The organism is Novosphingobium sp. CCH12-A3 (genome assembly GCF_001556015.1).
Classification (GTDB): Bacteria; Pseudomonadota; Alphaproteobacteria; order Sphingomonadales; family Sphingomonadaceae; genus Novosphingobium; species Novosphingobium subterraneum.
Genome location: NZ_LSIA01000071.1, coordinates 1 through 13,913, shown reverse-complemented (window position 1 = coordinate 13,913; position 13,913 = coordinate 1). Strand labels below are relative to the sequence as shown.

Genomic DNA, 13,913 nt, shown 5'->3' with positions numbered 1-13,913 from the left:
AGACCACCGAGGTCCCCCGTGCGCGGGGACACAACCTTAAGGCTATCAGCGCGGCGCCATGCGGATGGCGCCATCGAGGCGGACGTCCTCGCCGTTGAAGTAGCCGGTCTCGATCATGCACATGGCAAGGTTGGCGTACTCCTCGGGCATGCCGAGGCGCTTGGGGAACGGCACTGACGCCGCGAGCGCGTCCTTCACGTTCTGCGGCGCGCCCTGCAGCAGCGGGGTGTTGAAGATGCCAGGCAGGATGGTGTTGACGCGAATGCCCTCGCTCATCAGGTCACGCGCGATCGGCAGGGTCATGCCGACAACCCCGCCCTTCGAGGCCGAATAGGCGGCCTGGCCCATCTGGCCATCTTCAGCAGCAACCGAAGCGGTATTCACGATGGCGCCGCGCTCACCGAACTCGTCGCAGGGATCGAGAGTCATCATGCCGGCGGCCGACTTGGCAATGCAGCGGAACGTGCCGACGAGGTTGATCTGGATGATCCAGTTGAACGCATCCATCGGGAAGTGCTTGATCTCGCCTGTTTCCTTCGAACGGCTTGCCGTCTTGATGGCATTGCCGGTGCCGGCGCAGTTGACGAGGATGCGCTCCTGGCCATGCGCCGCGCGCGCCTTGGCAAAGCCGGCGTCCACGCTGTCGTCGCTGGTCACGTTCACTTCGCAGAACACGCCGCCGATCTCGGCAGCCACGGCCTCGCCCTTTTCCTTCTGCAGATCGAAGATGGCGACCTTCACGCCCTTGGCGGCAAGCGCCCGGGCGGTGGCAGCGCCGAGGCCGGAAGCGCCGCCGGTGACCACGGCGGCAACGGTATTGTCGAGCTTCATTGCGAATTATCCTCTCTAAAGGGCTGAAAAATCAAAGAGCTTCGATAATGGTGACGTTGGCAACGCCGCCACCTTCGCACATCGTCTGCAGACCGTACTTGCCGCCGCGGGCGCGCAGCGCGTGGACGAGCGTGGCCATGAGCTTCGTACCCGAAGCGCCCAGCGGGTGACCGAGCGCAATGGCGCCGCCATTGACGTTGAGCTTCTCGGGGTCTGCCCCGGTGTGCTTGAGCCAGGCCATCGGCACCGACGCGAAGGCTTCGTTCACTTCATAAAGGTCGATGTCCGAGATCTTCATCCCGGCCCGCTGCAGCGCACGGTCGGTCGCGAAGAGCGGCTCTTCGAGCATGATCACCGGATCGCCCGCAGTCACGGTAAGGTTGTGGATGCGCGCCAACGGGGTGAGCCCGTGCGCCTTCAGTGCGGCTTCCGAGACGACCAGCACAGCGCTGGAACCGTCGCAGATCTGGCTGGAGCTGGCGGCGGTCAGCGAACCTTCCGGGCTGAGCAGCTTGACTCCGGCAATGCCTTCGAGCGTGGCATCGAAGCGGATCCCTTCGTCCACGGTGTGCATGGCGGGGCCTTCAGGAGTCTCGATTTCGACCGGCACGATCTCATTAGCGAAAGCCTGCGCGTTCGTCGCGGCGATAGCCTTCTGGTGACTGTTCAGCGAAAAACGATCGAGGTCATCCTTGGAGAACCCGTGCTTCTTGACGATCATTTCCGCGCCCATGAACTGCGAGAACATGATCCCCGGATACTTCTCGTCCAGACCCGGCGACTTGTAGTGGCCAAGGCCCTCCTTCATGTGGAACGTGGCGTTCGAGCCCATCGGCACCCGGCTCATGCTTTCCACGCCCGAAGCGATCACCACGTCCTGCACGCCCGACATCACCGCCTGCGCGGCGAACTGGATCGCCTGCTGCGAAGAACCGCACTGGCGATCGATGGTAACGGCCGGCGTCGATTGCGGCAGCAGCTTCGAGGCGAGCACGGCATTTCGGCCGACCTGCATCGCCTGCTGTCCGGCCTGGGTGACGCAGCCCATGATCACATCATCGACGGCAGTCGGGTCAATGCCGGTCCGAGCGATGATGGCATCCAGGCTGCGCGCGGCGAGATCGACGGGGTGAACGCCTGCAAGCCGTCCGCCGCGACGTCCTCCAGCCGTGCGTACTGCGTCGACGATATAGGCTGTTGCCATGTGTTCCGACTCCTCTCGATACATCTTTAATCGAACGATTAAGGGGCGAAATGGTGCTGGTCAAGCGGACTTGTGCGGTTCGCCAGCGCGCCCCATAGACCGGGCGTGAGCAAGGAATCCGACCTGATTGCGGCCATGCGCAAGCTGGCCCTGCACCCCGCCGCCCGCGGGTTGGCTGATGACTGCGCGGTATTGCCGTTCGGCGGCGAGACGCTGGTGCTGACCCATGACATGATGGTCGAAGGCGTACACTGGCTGCCGGGACAGGACATGGCGGACGTGGCCTGGAAACTCGTCGCAACCAACTTGTCCGACCTGGCAGCCAAGGGGGCCGAACCGGTGGGTGTGCTGCTGGGCTTCACGCTGGGCGAGGAGGACACGCGCTTTGTTGCCGGACTTGGCGAGGCATTGCAGGCGTTTGGCGTGCCCTTGCTGGGAGGCGATACTGTCAGCGGCAACGGGCCCCGCAGCCTTGGACTGACCGCGCTGGGACGAGCGACCTGTTCACCCGTACCTTCGCGCAGCGGGGCAAAGGTGGGCGACACCCTCTGGCTTACCGGGCCGGTTGGTGCGGCGATGCTGGGGTTCGAAGCACTGCGCGACGGAACCGGCCGCGATAGCACCACTTTCCGGCGGCCCTTGCCTCGCCTTGCCGAAGGCCGGACACTTGCCCCACTGGCAACCGCGATGATGGACGTGTCTGACGGCCTGCTGATCGATGCGGCGCGCATGGCACAGGCCAGCGGCGTGACCTTCGCCATTGCCAGCGAGAGTGTGCCCTTCCCTGCCGCCCTGCCCGACAGCCGTCGCGACGATGCAATGCGCTGGGGCGACGATTACGAACTGCTGTTCACGCTCCCCCCGGGGTTACCTGCACCAGTCGCCGCCCTTCGCATCGGGGTGGCGCAGGCGGCGACATCATCACCTGTAATCATCGATGGTGCAGTGCCGCATGGCAATCTGGGTTATATGCACGATTAAAAAGCCCTTGGCCAAGGTCATGGAAGGGCTTGCGGGGCAGAAATAAAACGATAGCTTCCCCCCACCCGCAACGACGGGGACGGGCCACTCGTGGCACCGGACATAAAGGGGGATGCCAACGTGAACCTAGTCGTATTATCGATAATACTCGGGTTGCTTGCCGTCGTTTATGGCTTCGTGACCAGCCGTCAGGTGCTCGGCGCACCGGCGGGCAACGCCAAGATGCAGGAAATTGCCGCCGCCATTCAGGAAGGCGCGCAGGCCTACCTCAAGCGCCAGTACACCACCATCGCGATCGTCGGCGTGGTCGTCGCCGTGATCATTGCCGCAACGCTGGGCGCAATCTCAGCCACCGGCTTCGTGATCGGCGCCGTGCTTTCGGGGGTTGCGGGCTTCATCGGGATGAACATCTCGGTCCGCTCCAACGTGCGCACGGCTGCGGCGGCACAGAACGGCCTGCAGGCCGGCCTGACCCTCGCTTTCCGTGCGGGCGCAATCACTGGCATGCTGGTGGCAGGCCTCGCCCTGCTCGCCATCGCGGTTTTTTACCACTACCTGACCGACATCGCCGGTTACACCGTGGGCGGCGATGATCGCACCGTGGTCGACGGCCTCGTCGCGCTCGCGTTCGGTGCTTCGCTGATCTCGATCTTCGCGCGTCTTGGCGGTGGTATCTTCACCAAGGCGGCAGACGTCGGCGCCGACCTCGTCGGCAAGGTCGAAGCAGGCATCCCCGAAGACGATCCGCGCAATCCGGCCGTCATCGCCGACAACGTGGGCGACAATGTGGGCGACTGCGCTGGCATGGCCGCCGACCTGTTCGAAACCTATGTCGTGACCGTTGGCGCAACCATGGTGCTGACCGCACTGCTGCTCAAGGGCCTGGGCGATGCGCTCGGCGCGATGATGGCCCTGCCGCTGCTGATCGGCGGCGTCTGCATCGTCACCTCGATCATCGGCACCTACTTCGTCAAGCTCGGCTCCTCCAACAACATCATGGGTGCGATGTACAAGGGCTTCCTTGTCACCGCCGTCCTCTCCATCGGTGCGATCTGGTGGGCGATTTCCTATGCGCTGGGCGACATGGAAACCGCGATGAGCTACACCATCCTCGACAACACGGTGACCTTCACCGGCCGCGTGCTGTTCTACTGCTCGCTGCTCGGCCTCGTCATCACCGGCCTGATCATCTGGATCACCGAGTATTACACCGGTACCAACTATCGCCCGGTGCGCTCGATCGCCAAATCGTCGGAAACCGGCCACGGCACCAACGTCATCCAGGGTCTGGCCATCAGCCTTGAATCGACCGCGATGCCGACGATCGTGATCTGTGCCGGCATCATCATTGCCTACCAGCTCGCCGGGCTGATCGGCATTGCCTATGCGGCAACCGCGATGCTGGCGCTGGCCGGCATGGTCGTGGCATTGGACGCCTATGGTCCAGTGACTGACAACGCCGGTGGCATCGCCGAAATGGCGGGCCTCGACGATTCGGTCCGTGACAAGACCGACGCACTGGACGCGGTGGGCAACACCACCAAGGCCGTAACCAAGGGCTATGCAATCGGATCGGCCGGCCTTGCCGCGCTTGTCCTTTTCGCGGCCTACACCACCGACCTCAGGGAGTTCTTCCCGAACCTCGCGGTCAGCTTCAGCCTCGAAAACCCCTATGTCATCGTCGGGCTGCTGCTCGGCGCGCTCCTGCCGTACCTGTTCGGCGCGATGGGCATGACCGCTGTGGGCCGCGCGGCGGGCGACGTGGTGATCGACGTGCGTGACCAGTTCCGCGACAATCCGGGGATCATGGCGGGCACCTCGAAGCCTGACTATGCCCGCACGGTGGACCTCGTCACCAAGGCCGCGATCAAGGAAATGATCGTGCCTTCGCTACTGCCGGTGCTGGCACCGATCGCGGTCTACTTCGTGATCGCAGCGGTGGCCGGTCAGGCCAACGGCTTTGCCGCCCTTGGCGCCCTGCTGCTGGGCGTGATCGTCGGCGGTCTGTTCGTTGCCATCTCGATGACATCGGGCGGCGGCGCATGGGACAATGCCAAGAAGTACATCGAGGACGGCAACCACGGCGGCAAGGGCTCGGACGCCCACAAGGCCGCTGTCACGGGTGATACCGTGGGCGATCCCTACAAGGACACCGCTGGCCCTGCCGTGAACCCGATGATCAAGATAACCAACATCGTAGCTCTGCTGCTGCTCGCAGCTCTTGCAAGCAACGCCGTGGGTTAAGGAGCCAACGCCCAAGTTGGGGAGAGGATGCCCCGTCCGGAGCAATCCGGGCGGGGTATTTCTTTGCTGGCTTGTTAACCGAGTTTTCGGGCATTCCACCTAAGGCCGGTGGCGGAGACCCGAGAACTTGAACGTCGCGACATTCACCACGGCAAGCACGCCCAGTTCCTTCTGTCCGCCGAGCGCGGCGGTGGCAACGGTGCGGCCTTGGCGCGAGTGGACGGTCGACGGACGACCGGCGCAGTGGCAGGCGCTGGCCGAGAGTGCCTCGACCCCCAATCCCTTCTTTGAACCCTGGTATCTCATACCCTCGCTCGAAGCCTTCGATCCCCAGGGGACCAAGCGCTTGCTGACCGTCGAGATTGGTGGCGAACTGGCCGCGCTGATGCCGCTGACCAGGCCGCGCCGCTATGGGCGTTGGCCGCTGCCGCACTTGGCGAGCTGGCTGCATCCCAACGCCTTTCTGGGCGTGCCCTTGGTTCGGGCCGGCTGCGAGAGAGTGTTCTGGCAAGCGCTGTTGCATTGGGCCGACGAAGCGGCGACACGCGAACAGGCTCTGTTCCTGCACCTGCCCGCAATGCCTCTGGAACAGCCATTGACCGCGGCGTTGTTCGAACTGTCCGAACTGCAGGGCCGCAAGTCTGCGCTCGTCATGCGCGAACGACGGGCCATGCTGCATTCGGCGCTTTCGCCGGATCTTTACCTCGAGCGCGCGCTGACCGGCAAGAAACGCAAGGAGTTGCGTCGCCAGCACGCGCGCCTGGCCGAACAGGGCACGCTGGCCTTCGAACGACAGCTGGATGCCACGGATCTCGAAAGCTGGGTCGAGCAGTTTCTCCTGCTTGAAAGGCGCGGCTGGAAAGGCACCAGTGGCAGCGCAATGGCCTGTGCGTCCACGACGGAATCGCTGTTCCGCAAGGCGCTTGTCGAAGCTGCGGGGATTGGCAGGCTGGAGCGCCTGGCGCTGACGCTTGACGGGCGCCCCATCGCAATGCTCGCCAATTTCCTGACGCCGCCCGGCAGCTTCTCCTACAAGACCGCCTTCGACGAGGATTTCGCGCGCTTTTCTCCCGGCGTCCTGTTGCAGCGCGAGAACCTCGCACTCCTGTCGCGACCGGACATCAGCTGGTGCGACAGCTGCGCCGCCCCCGATCATCCGATGATCGACAGCCTCTGGACCGAACGCCGGCCGATCGGACGCATTTCGGTTGCCATCGGCGGCAGTATCCGGCGCAGGCTCTTCGAAACTCTCCTGTCGCTCGAATTGGGGCGCAACCCTGTCGGACTGAGCCGATGAACAAACCGATTGCCTTCGCTGGCGGAGCCGCGCCTCTCGACGCTTTCGACGAGACCTCGCGCGCCGCTTTCGCCGCCTCCTATCCGGAAGTGCCGCACAAGCTGGTCCACCGGCTGGGCATGCACCCGCTGATGCATCCCGATGCCCTCGCTATCCTTGGCGAGGCGCTGCCGGACCGCTCGGTCGAATACAATCGTGCGGCCTTGCCATTGGGGCTCAACGGGGAAAAAGCTCCCGCCAACGGCATTGGTATCGGCGAGACGATCCGCAACATCGCATCCACCGGCAGCTGGGCGGCTCTCAAGAATATCGAGCAGATCCCCGCCTATGCGGAGCTTCTCGACAGCCTGCTCGACGAATTGCGCCCGGTCATCGAACAGCGCACGGGCGCAATGCTGAAACCGCAGGGCTTCATCTTCGTGACCAGCCCGGGCGGCGTGACACCCTATCACTTCGACCCCGAACACAACATCCTCCTTCAGGTGATGGGGTCGAAGGTCATGACGATGTTTCCGGCAGGCGATGCCCGCTTTGCCCCGGACGAAACGCACGAGACCTATCACACCGGCGGCGGGCGAGACCTGTTCTGGCGCGATGAATTGCTCGGCGGCGGCAAGGACTGGTCGCTGTCCCCGGGCGAGGCGCTCTACGTGCCGGTGATGTCGCCCCATTTTGTACGCAACGGCCCGCAGCCCTCGGTTTCCCTCTCGATCACCTGGCGATCAGAATGGAGTTTTGCCGAAGCAGACGCGCGCGCCTTCAACGGGTTGCTGCGCAAGTTTGGCATGAAGCCACGCCCGCCCGGCCGCTGGCCGAATGGCAATCGCGCCAAGGCGCTGTGCTGGCGGGTCTATGCCAAGGCGCGTGGCTTGCGCTGAATTGATCCCGTTGACGTAAACGGCAGCCACGTCCATCGCGTTCGCATGACCGACTCTGAAAATCCGACACCGCAGGAACTCGTCGAAAGACTGCTCGACCTTCTCGACGTGAAGGACCACGGCGGCGACCGCTTCGAGGGTCGTCGCAAGATCGGCGGCGTCGGCCGCGTGTTCGGCGGCCAGGTGATCGGGCAAGCCTTGGCAAGTGCAGAACGCACCGTCCCCGCCGACCGCCCCGTCCATTCGCTCCATGCCTATTTTCTGCGCGGCGGAAACGAGGATCACGAGATCGACTTCAAGGTCGAGCGTGACCTCGATGGCGGCAGCTTTTCGAACCGCAGGGTGGTCGCCAGCCAGCTGGGCAAGCCGATTCTCAACATGGTCGCTTCGTTCCACCGGCGCGAAGACGGGCGACACCATGCAGAGCCGATGCCCCTGGTCGTGGGGCCGGACGACCTTGCCAGCGAGAGCGAGTTGCGCCTGCGTTATGCCGCAAAGATGCCCGAGAAGCAGCGCCAGCAAATGCTGCAGCCGCGGCCGATAGAGCTGCGCCCCATCGAGGCCCGGCACTGGATGAACAATGGACCGCAAGAACCGCGTGCGCACACCTGGTTCCGCTCGGTTGGCGCCCTGCCCGATGATCCCCGCATCCACCGTGCGGTCCTGGCCTATGCCAGCGACATGACCTTGCTTGGCACGTCCACCCTCCCGCACGACATCAGCTGGTCGAAAGGCAACCTGATGGGGGCGAGCCTCGATCATGCGATCTGGTTCCACGACGAGTTCCGCGCGGACGAATGGATGCTCTATGCGTGCGACAGTCCCTGGGCAGGGCGCGCGCGCGGTTTCAATCGCGGACGGATCTACACGCGTGATGGCCGTCTTGTCGCCAGCGTGGCGCAGGAAGGCCTGATTCGACCGATCGAGCGGAAGACGTCTGCCGACTGATCAGGGCTTGGCACAGACGGCGCCGACGATGCGGGGCTTGTCGATCATTGCGAAGACAACCCGTCCGAGCGACGTCACACCGGGTTTGCCGGCGAGTTCCCGGGCGACTTTCTCGAAACGGTGACAGTTGGCAGTGTCAGTCGCGCCCCCGCCATAGCGGTTGCCAAGTTGCGTGGAATAGCTTTCGTACGCCCGCTTCTGCGGCGCGAAGAACGCGCGCATGCGCCGGTCCGCCGCCGCAAAGATCGGGCGGTGCGTGCCCATCATGGCTTCGATGACCGGCCCGATATCGGTGCCGATCGCCTTGCAGCGCAGGGTTACCGCCATCATCATCGTCTCGAATTCGTGAACGCGCGCCGCAGTGATGGTTTCACGGTCAAGGCAGGTTGCGGCATGGGCCGGGGTTGCTGCAAGCAGCACGCCAGCCATTCCCAGTTCCACCGCGCGCCTCACTTCGTCGCCGTCGCAATCTGGCAGGCCGTTATCGGCAAGGCCATGAGCTGGTCGAACTGGCGAACCACCGCAGCCTGACGCGCGTAGGCGGCAGCGGCGACCTGCTGCTGGTAGGAGCTGGCTTCCGCCGCCAGGGCATTCATCGGCGAAGGATCGCGGGACAGCTGAAAACTGTCATAGGCCTGCTGCAGCTTCTGCATATGGGCAATGGCCGCATCATTGTTGGCACGGGCAAGATCGAGGTGCGGCTTGTAGCGGGTCTCGTAGAACGCATTGCGCTGTTCGGCCGAGCAGAACGAGGTTGGCAAGGACAGGTCGGCAATTTCGGTCAGGACTGGCCGCGCGGGCAAGGCAAAGCCATTTGCGGCAGCGACCCGGTCCGTGCCGCCGCCAACTTCCTGCGACCTCGCGAGTTCGAGCAGCAGGTTCGCATCACTGGTCACGTCCGAGGCTTCGGCAGTGGCAGCCTTGGGCGCTGCAACCACTGCTGGCTTTGGTTCCGCGGGGCTCTGCATCGGCACAGGCGCGGCCACTGGCGCAGTTGCAGCGACAAGCGTTGGCGGCGCGGACGGCGGAGCCGACTGCGACACCACCGTCGCCACAGCCGGCGTCAGTTGAGCCGCAGGCGCCGCAACCGGCGCAACGGCTGGAGCGGCCACCGGCGCGACTGCAGCAGGCGAAATCGGAGCCTTGCGCAAGGTGGCAAGTTTCGCTCGCGCCAATCCGGCAAAGGTACCGGCAGGGTACTGCTGCAGATAGGCATCATAGACCGCCGGATCATCGCTTCCTGCCACCGACTGCCAGAAAGCCAGTTCAAAGGGCGACCCGACTCCATTGGCGGATTGCGCATGCGCAGGAGCAGAAACGCTCAGCAGCAGACCCGCTGCCAGCGGAAGCGCTGCCTTGCGCAAATTCAGCCCCACCATGCCACTAGCCCCCCGGCTTCATCCATATTCGATGCAACTTCTGTAGACAACAGACAGCAGCAGCCTGAAACCGCTCCAAACAGAATAGGTTACCGATGCGTCAATAGTGTTTTTGCGTATATCCTGCTTTAATTAAGCAAGTGTGTCGCCTTTTGGCCAAATTCGCGCCAATGTAAGCCCTGCGCTTCCAGCCACTGATCGTCGTAATAGGTCTGGGCATAGCGCAAGCCCGAATCACACAGAATCGTTACGATCGATCCCGCCTCACCCGCAGCCGCCATCTCTTCGACCAGCTGCAGGCAGGCGTGGATATTCGTTCCGGTCGAGCCGCCCACTGGCCTGCCGATCCGCGTGGCGATGGCACGCATTGCACCGATCGAAGCAGCATCCGGCACGGCGATCATGCGATCGATCACCTCCGGCACGAAGGAAGGTTCGACGCGTGGGCGGCCGATGCCTTCAATCAGGCAGCACGCACCCTGCGGCGGTGCTGTCACGCTACGATCGGCATGGTGACGATGGAAGACGGAGCCTTCGGGATCGGCCACGCAAAGCCGCGTCGGATATCGGCCATAGCGGATGAAGCGGCCAAGCGTGGCCGAAGTGCCGCCCGTCCCTGCCCCGCAGACGATCCAGGCCGGCACCGGATGGTCCTCGCGCGCCATCTGCTGGAAGATCGACTGCGCGATGTTGTTGTTGCCGCGCCAGTCGGTTGCCCGTTCAGCGTAAGTGAACTGATCAAGGAACAGTCCGCCCGCTTCGGCGGCAAGTCGCTCTGCCGCAGGGTACATCTCGCTCGCGCTGTCAACCATGTGAACATCGCCGCCATGGAAGCGGATGGCCTCGATCTTCGCAGGTGAGGTGCTGCGCGGGATGACAGCCACGAATTTCAGGCCGATCAGCTTGGCGAAATAAGCCTCGGAAACGGCGGTCGAACCGCTGGTGGCATCGACCAGCAACGTGCCGGGCCCGATGCGGTTGTTGCACAGGCCATAGAGGATCAGCGAGCGCGCCAGGCGGTGCTTGAGGCTGCCGGTCGGGTGGACGCTCTCGTCCTTGAGATAAAGCGTGATCCCCGGAAACTTGGGCAGTTCGACTCGGATCAGGTGGGTGTCGGCAGAGCGGTTGAAGTCCGCCTCGATCCGGCGCACGGCCTCGTCGCTCCATCCCCTGCGCTGGTCTGCCATCCTTGCCTCCATCCTCTACCCATTGGGATGATAGAAGTCATAGACGGTTTGCGCCACTGCCGCGCTGACGCCCGGTGCCCGCTGCAGATCATCAAGGCTGGCGGCGCGCACCTTGCCCGCCGTGCCGAAGTGCAGCAGCAGCGCGCGCTTGCGCGCCGGGCCGATGCCGGGGATTTCGTCCAGCGGACTTGCAGTAATCGCCCGGCTCCGCTTGGCGCGGTGTGCGCCAATGGCGAAGCGGTGGACCTCGTCGCGCATGTTCTGGAGGTGGAACAGCACCGGAGAGTTCACGGGAAGCATCTTCTCGCGCCCGTCGGGGAAGTGGAACACCTCGCGCCCTTCGCGCCCGTGGTGGGGGCCCTTGGCAATCGCGATCAGCGGCACGTCCTCGATACCAAGCTCGCCCAGTGCTTCCTTCACCGCCGACATTTGCCCCTTGCCGCCGTCGATCAGAACGAGGTCGGGCCACATGCCGCTTTCGCGATCCGGATCTTCCTCCTGCACCTTGCCGAAGCGGCGGGTCATCACTTCGCGCATCATGCCGAAGTCGTCGTTGGTCTGCGCGGTCTTGATGTTCCACTTGCGGTACTGGCCCTTCACGAAGCCTTCCGGCCCCGCGACGATCATCGCACCCAAGGCATTGGTGCCCTGAATGTGGCTGTTGTCGTAGACCTCGATGCGCTGCGGCACTTCCGGCAGCTCGAGGAACTCGGCCAGCTCGCGCATGACTTTGGCCTTGGTGCCGCTTTCGGCCATGCGGCGGTCGAGCGATTCCACCGCGTTGCGCTGTGCCTGCTCCATCAACCGGCGCCGGTCGCCGCGCTGTGGCACCGAGATCTCGACCTTGCCGCCCGCGCCCTCGCACAGGGCTTCGGCCAGCAGCGCAGCCTCGGGCAGCTCGCGATCAACCAGGATCAGGCGCGCCGGCGGCACTTCCTCGTAGAACTGCGCGAGGAAGCTGGTCATTACCTCTTCCTCCGACAGGCCCTCGGTGTGGCTGGGGAAGAAGGCGCGGTGGCCCCAGTTCTGCCCGCCACGGATGAAGAAGGCCTGCACCGCAACCTGCCCGCTCTTGACCGCCATGGCGAAGACATCGGCATTGCCGACCCCTTCGGCATTGATCGCCTGGCTGCCCTGGATGAAGGTGGCGGCGCGCAAGCGATCGCGCAGCATCGCGGCGCGCTCGAAGTCAAGGTTCTCTGCCGCCTCCTGCATCTGCGCCTCGATCTCGCGCTGGACGGCGCTTGATTTGCCGCCGAGGAAATCCTTCGCCTGCCGGACCAGTTCGCCGTAGTCCTCCGAGCTGATCCGGTCGACGCAAGGGGCCGAACAACGGCGGATCTGGTAGAGCAAGCAAGGCCGGTCACGCCGCGCCATGAAGCCGTCGTTGCAGCTTCGAAGAAGAAACAGCTTCTGCAACGCGTTGATCGTGGTGTTGACGCTGCCAGCGCTGGCAAAGGGGCCATAATAATTGCCCTTGGCCTTGCGCGCACCCCGGTGCTTCTGGATGCGCGGGAACGCGTGATCGCCGCGCAAAAGGATGAACGGGAACGATTTGTCATCGCGCAGCAGCACGTTGTAGGGCGGGCGGAAGCGCTTGATCAGCTGTGCTTCAAGCAGCAGCGCCTCGGCTTCGGAATTGGTTGTGACAATCGTCATGCTGCGCGTCTGGCTGACCATGCGGCGCAGGCGGTTGGGCAGGCGATCCACCTGTGTGTAATTCGCAACGCGGTTCTTCAGCGCCCGTGCCTTGCCCACATATAGCACGTCCCCGCGCGCATCGAGCATGCGGTAGACGCCGGGCTTGGGCCGCAGCGTGTTCACCGTATCGCGGATGACCGACACGCCCAGTTCAATGTCCGGCTTGTCCGCTCCGCGCACGGTGGTGGACGCGCGATCTTCGTGGAAGCGCTCGGTATCGCGGTCGGGTGGAGGGGCGGGCGTGCGGGCCATGGCGTCCCCCTGCAAATAGTCGCTGAAGCGCGCGGCGCAATGGCAAGGTGGCCGGTTTCCCCAAAGTCATCAGGGTTTTCCCGCATGGTCCGTTTTGGCAGTATTAGCGCCGTTGCGCGACAAGCCTCACATGATCGGTCAACCATTTGGCAGGGCTGGAACGAGCGCAAGCGCCATTCCTCAGGGGCGGCGTAGCGACGCTCGCGTTCGCCTGCATCTGCCCGCACGCCTGATCCTCCTGACAAGCGTGCAGTCCTGCATACTCGAAGATCTCTCGGCTACCGGAGCCGCCCTTATCCCTGAGGAAGGCTTGCCCCCGGTCGGCGCTTCAGCGATCCTGCAATGTGAACATATCGAAGCCTTCGGCCAGATTCGCTGGGCCCGTTATGGCCGTTGCGGCGTGATGTTCGAGGAGAAACTGCCCCTGTCGCAAGTCATCGCCCTCAGGCACTTTTCCGACAACTTCGAGCAGACCGAGCGCGAACGCCACAAGGAACGCGCCCGGGCCTGGGTTCAAGGCAAGAGCCGGATCGTCTGAACCGTCAGAACTGCTTGCGGAACTCGATCTCGAACACCCGGCCGCGCGGATCCTGATACCCCGGCTGATAGCGCAGTGGCACCGCCCCGCTATCGTCAGTGACCCGCTGCTGAGCGTTGAACACGTTGTCGACAGACAGAGACACGCGCGAGCCTTTCAGGAACGGCACCTGCTCCACCAGTTTCGCCTTTCTGCCCAAATCAGCGAAAAGGCGCAGGTTGAATGTCGCGATCGGCGCGAACCTGAGAGTTGTGGAACCCGGCCCGCCAGTGTAATTGCCACTGAAGCGCAGGCCGAACCCGCGATAGAATCCGCCGCCCTCCATCTCGAGCGAATGGCGCGCCACGCTCCCGCTGATGGCATCGCCATCCAGAAGGTTAAGCACGGCTCCACCCGACGCGATCTGCACCGATTGCTGGAAGCGCACGGTGTGGAACACCGAGAGGTTCCAGCGCCCCCGACCGTCGGAGTTG

12 protein-coding genes and 1 pseudogene are annotated in these 13,913 nt (G+C 64.0%); 6 read left to right on the top strand and 7 right to left on the bottom strand.

Going from position 1 to position 13,913, the window contains the following annotated elements:
* Window positions 1-45 precede the first annotated feature (45 nt).
* Both AX703_RS05385 and AX703_RS05380 read right to left on the bottom strand, forming a co-directional pair.
* Complete coding sequence (locus tag AX703_RS05385) at window positions 46-831, bottom strand: SDR family NAD(P)-dependent oxidoreductase (RefSeq protein WP_062343130.1); 786 nt, start codon at window positions 829-831, stop codon at window positions 46-48.
* 31 nt (window positions 832-862) lie between these two features.
* Window positions 863-2,035 carry an acetyl-CoA C-acetyltransferase gene (locus AX703_RS05380; RefSeq protein WP_062343188.1) on the bottom strand — a complete coding sequence of 391 codons (1,173 nt, stop codon included), beginning with the start codon at window positions 2,033-2,035 and terminating at the stop codon, window positions 863-865.
* A 105-nt stretch (window positions 2,036-2,140) separates the two neighbouring features.
* On the opposite strand from AX703_RS05380, the gene thiL reads away from it, so the two are divergent.
* From thiL to AX703_RS05355, 5 genes are all read left to right on the top strand, one after another.
* On the top strand, window positions 2,141-3,016 hold the full coding sequence (gene thiL, locus AX703_RS05375) for a thiamine-phosphate kinase (protein ID WP_062343128.1): 876 nt from the start codon (window positions 2,141-2,143) through the stop codon (window positions 3,014-3,016).
* Between the two features lie 120 nt (window positions 3,017-3,136).
* The gene (locus tag AX703_RS05370) at window positions 3,137-5,260 is read left to right on the top strand and encodes a sodium-translocating pyrophosphatase (RefSeq protein ID WP_062343186.1); all 2,124 of its coding nucleotides are present in this window, start codon (window positions 3,137-3,139) and stop codon (window positions 5,258-5,260) included.
* Between the two features lie 127 nt (window positions 5,261-5,387).
* Complete coding sequence (locus AX703_RS05365) at window positions 5,388-6,557, top strand: GNAT family N-acetyltransferase (protein ID WP_082734428.1); 1,170 nt, start codon at window positions 5,388-5,390, stop codon at window positions 6,555-6,557.
* Window positions 6,554-7,435 carry a transcriptional regulator gene (locus AX703_RS05360; RefSeq protein WP_039336534.1) on the top strand — a complete coding sequence of 294 codons (882 nt, stop codon included), beginning with the start codon at window positions 6,554-6,556 and terminating at the stop codon, window positions 7,433-7,435. The genes AX703_RS05365 and AX703_RS05360 overlap by 4 nt, the downstream gene beginning before the upstream one ends.
* A gap of 45 nt (window positions 7,436-7,480) precedes the next feature.
* On the top strand, window positions 7,481-8,383 hold the full coding sequence (locus AX703_RS05355; RefSeq protein ID WP_062343126.1) for an acyl-CoA thioesterase II: 903 nt from the start codon (window positions 7,481-7,483) through the stop codon (window positions 8,381-8,383).
* Here AX703_RS05355 and AX703_RS05350 read toward each other — a convergent pair whose 3' ends face one another.
* From AX703_RS05350 to uvrC, 4 genes are all read right to left on the bottom strand, one after another.
* Complete coding sequence (locus tag AX703_RS05350) at window positions 8,384-8,836, bottom strand: hypothetical protein (protein WP_156451921.1); 453 nt, start codon at window positions 8,834-8,836, stop codon at window positions 8,384-8,386.
* Window positions 8,833-9,762: a hypothetical protein gene (locus AX703_RS05345; protein ID WP_062343122.1), complete on the bottom strand. Its 930-nt coding sequence runs from the start codon at window positions 9,760-9,762 to the stop codon at window positions 8,833-8,835. The genes AX703_RS05350 and AX703_RS05345 overlap by 4 nt, the downstream gene beginning before the upstream one ends.
* 128 nt (window positions 9,763-9,890) lie before the next feature.
* Entirely contained in the window at window positions 9,891-10,949 is a 1,059-nt protein-coding gene (locus AX703_RS05340; RefSeq protein WP_062343120.1) for a PLP-dependent cysteine synthase family protein, read from the bottom strand.
* 15 nt (window positions 10,950-10,964) lie between these two features.
* On the bottom strand, window positions 10,965-12,902 hold the full coding sequence (gene uvrC / locus AX703_RS05335; RefSeq protein WP_062343118.1) for an excinuclease ABC subunit UvrC: 1,938 nt from the start codon (window positions 12,900-12,902) through the stop codon (window positions 10,965-10,967).
* A gap of 130 nt (window positions 12,903-13,032) precedes the next feature.
* Here uvrC and AX703_RS05330 point away from each other — a divergent pair, with 130 nt between their 5' ends.
* A complete protein-coding gene (locus AX703_RS05330; protein WP_052242589.1) occupies window positions 13,033-13,440 on the top strand; it encodes a PilZ domain-containing protein in 408 nt (135 codons plus the stop codon).
* Window positions 13,441-13,444: 4 nt separating this feature from the next.
* On the opposite strand, the pseudogene AX703_RS05325 reads toward AX703_RS05330, so the two are convergent.
* Window positions 13,445-13,913 (bottom strand): annotated as a pseudogene (locus AX703_RS05325) (TonB-dependent receptor); the annotation flags it as partial.

What these genes read in the sequence shown, in the direction of transcription:
- AX703_RS05330 (WP_052242589.1), top strand. Translation starts at nt 13,033, where the DNA reads ATGATCGGTCAACCATTTGGCAGGGCTGGAACGAGCGCAAGCGCCATT.
- AX703_RS05380 (WP_062343188.1), bottom strand. Translation starts at nt 2,035, where the DNA reads ATGGCAACAGCCTATATCGTCGACGCAGTACGCACGGCTGGAGGACGT.
- AX703_RS05355 (WP_062343126.1), top strand. Translation starts at nt 7,481, where the DNA reads ATGACCGACTCTGAAAATCCGACACCGCAGGAACTCGTCGAAAGACTG.
- AX703_RS05385 (WP_062343130.1), bottom strand. Translation starts at nt 831, where the DNA reads ATGAAGCTCGACAATACCGTTGCCGCCGTGGTCACCGGCGGCGCTTCC.
- AX703_RS05360 (WP_039336534.1), top strand. Translation starts at nt 6,554, where the DNA reads ATGAACAAACCGATTGCCTTCGCTGGCGGAGCCGCGCCTCTCGACGCT.
- AX703_RS05340 (WP_062343120.1), bottom strand. Translation starts at nt 10,949, where the DNA reads ATGGCAGACCAGCGCAGGGGATGGAGCGACGAGGCCGTGCGCCGGATC.
- AX703_RS05345 (WP_062343122.1), bottom strand. Translation starts at nt 9,762, where the DNA reads ATGGTGGGGCTGAATTTGCGCAAGGCAGCGCTTCCGCTGGCAGCGGGT.
- uvrC (WP_062343118.1), bottom strand. Translation starts at nt 12,902, where the DNA reads ATGGCCCGCACGCCCGCCCCTCCACCCGACCGCGATACCGAGCGCTTC.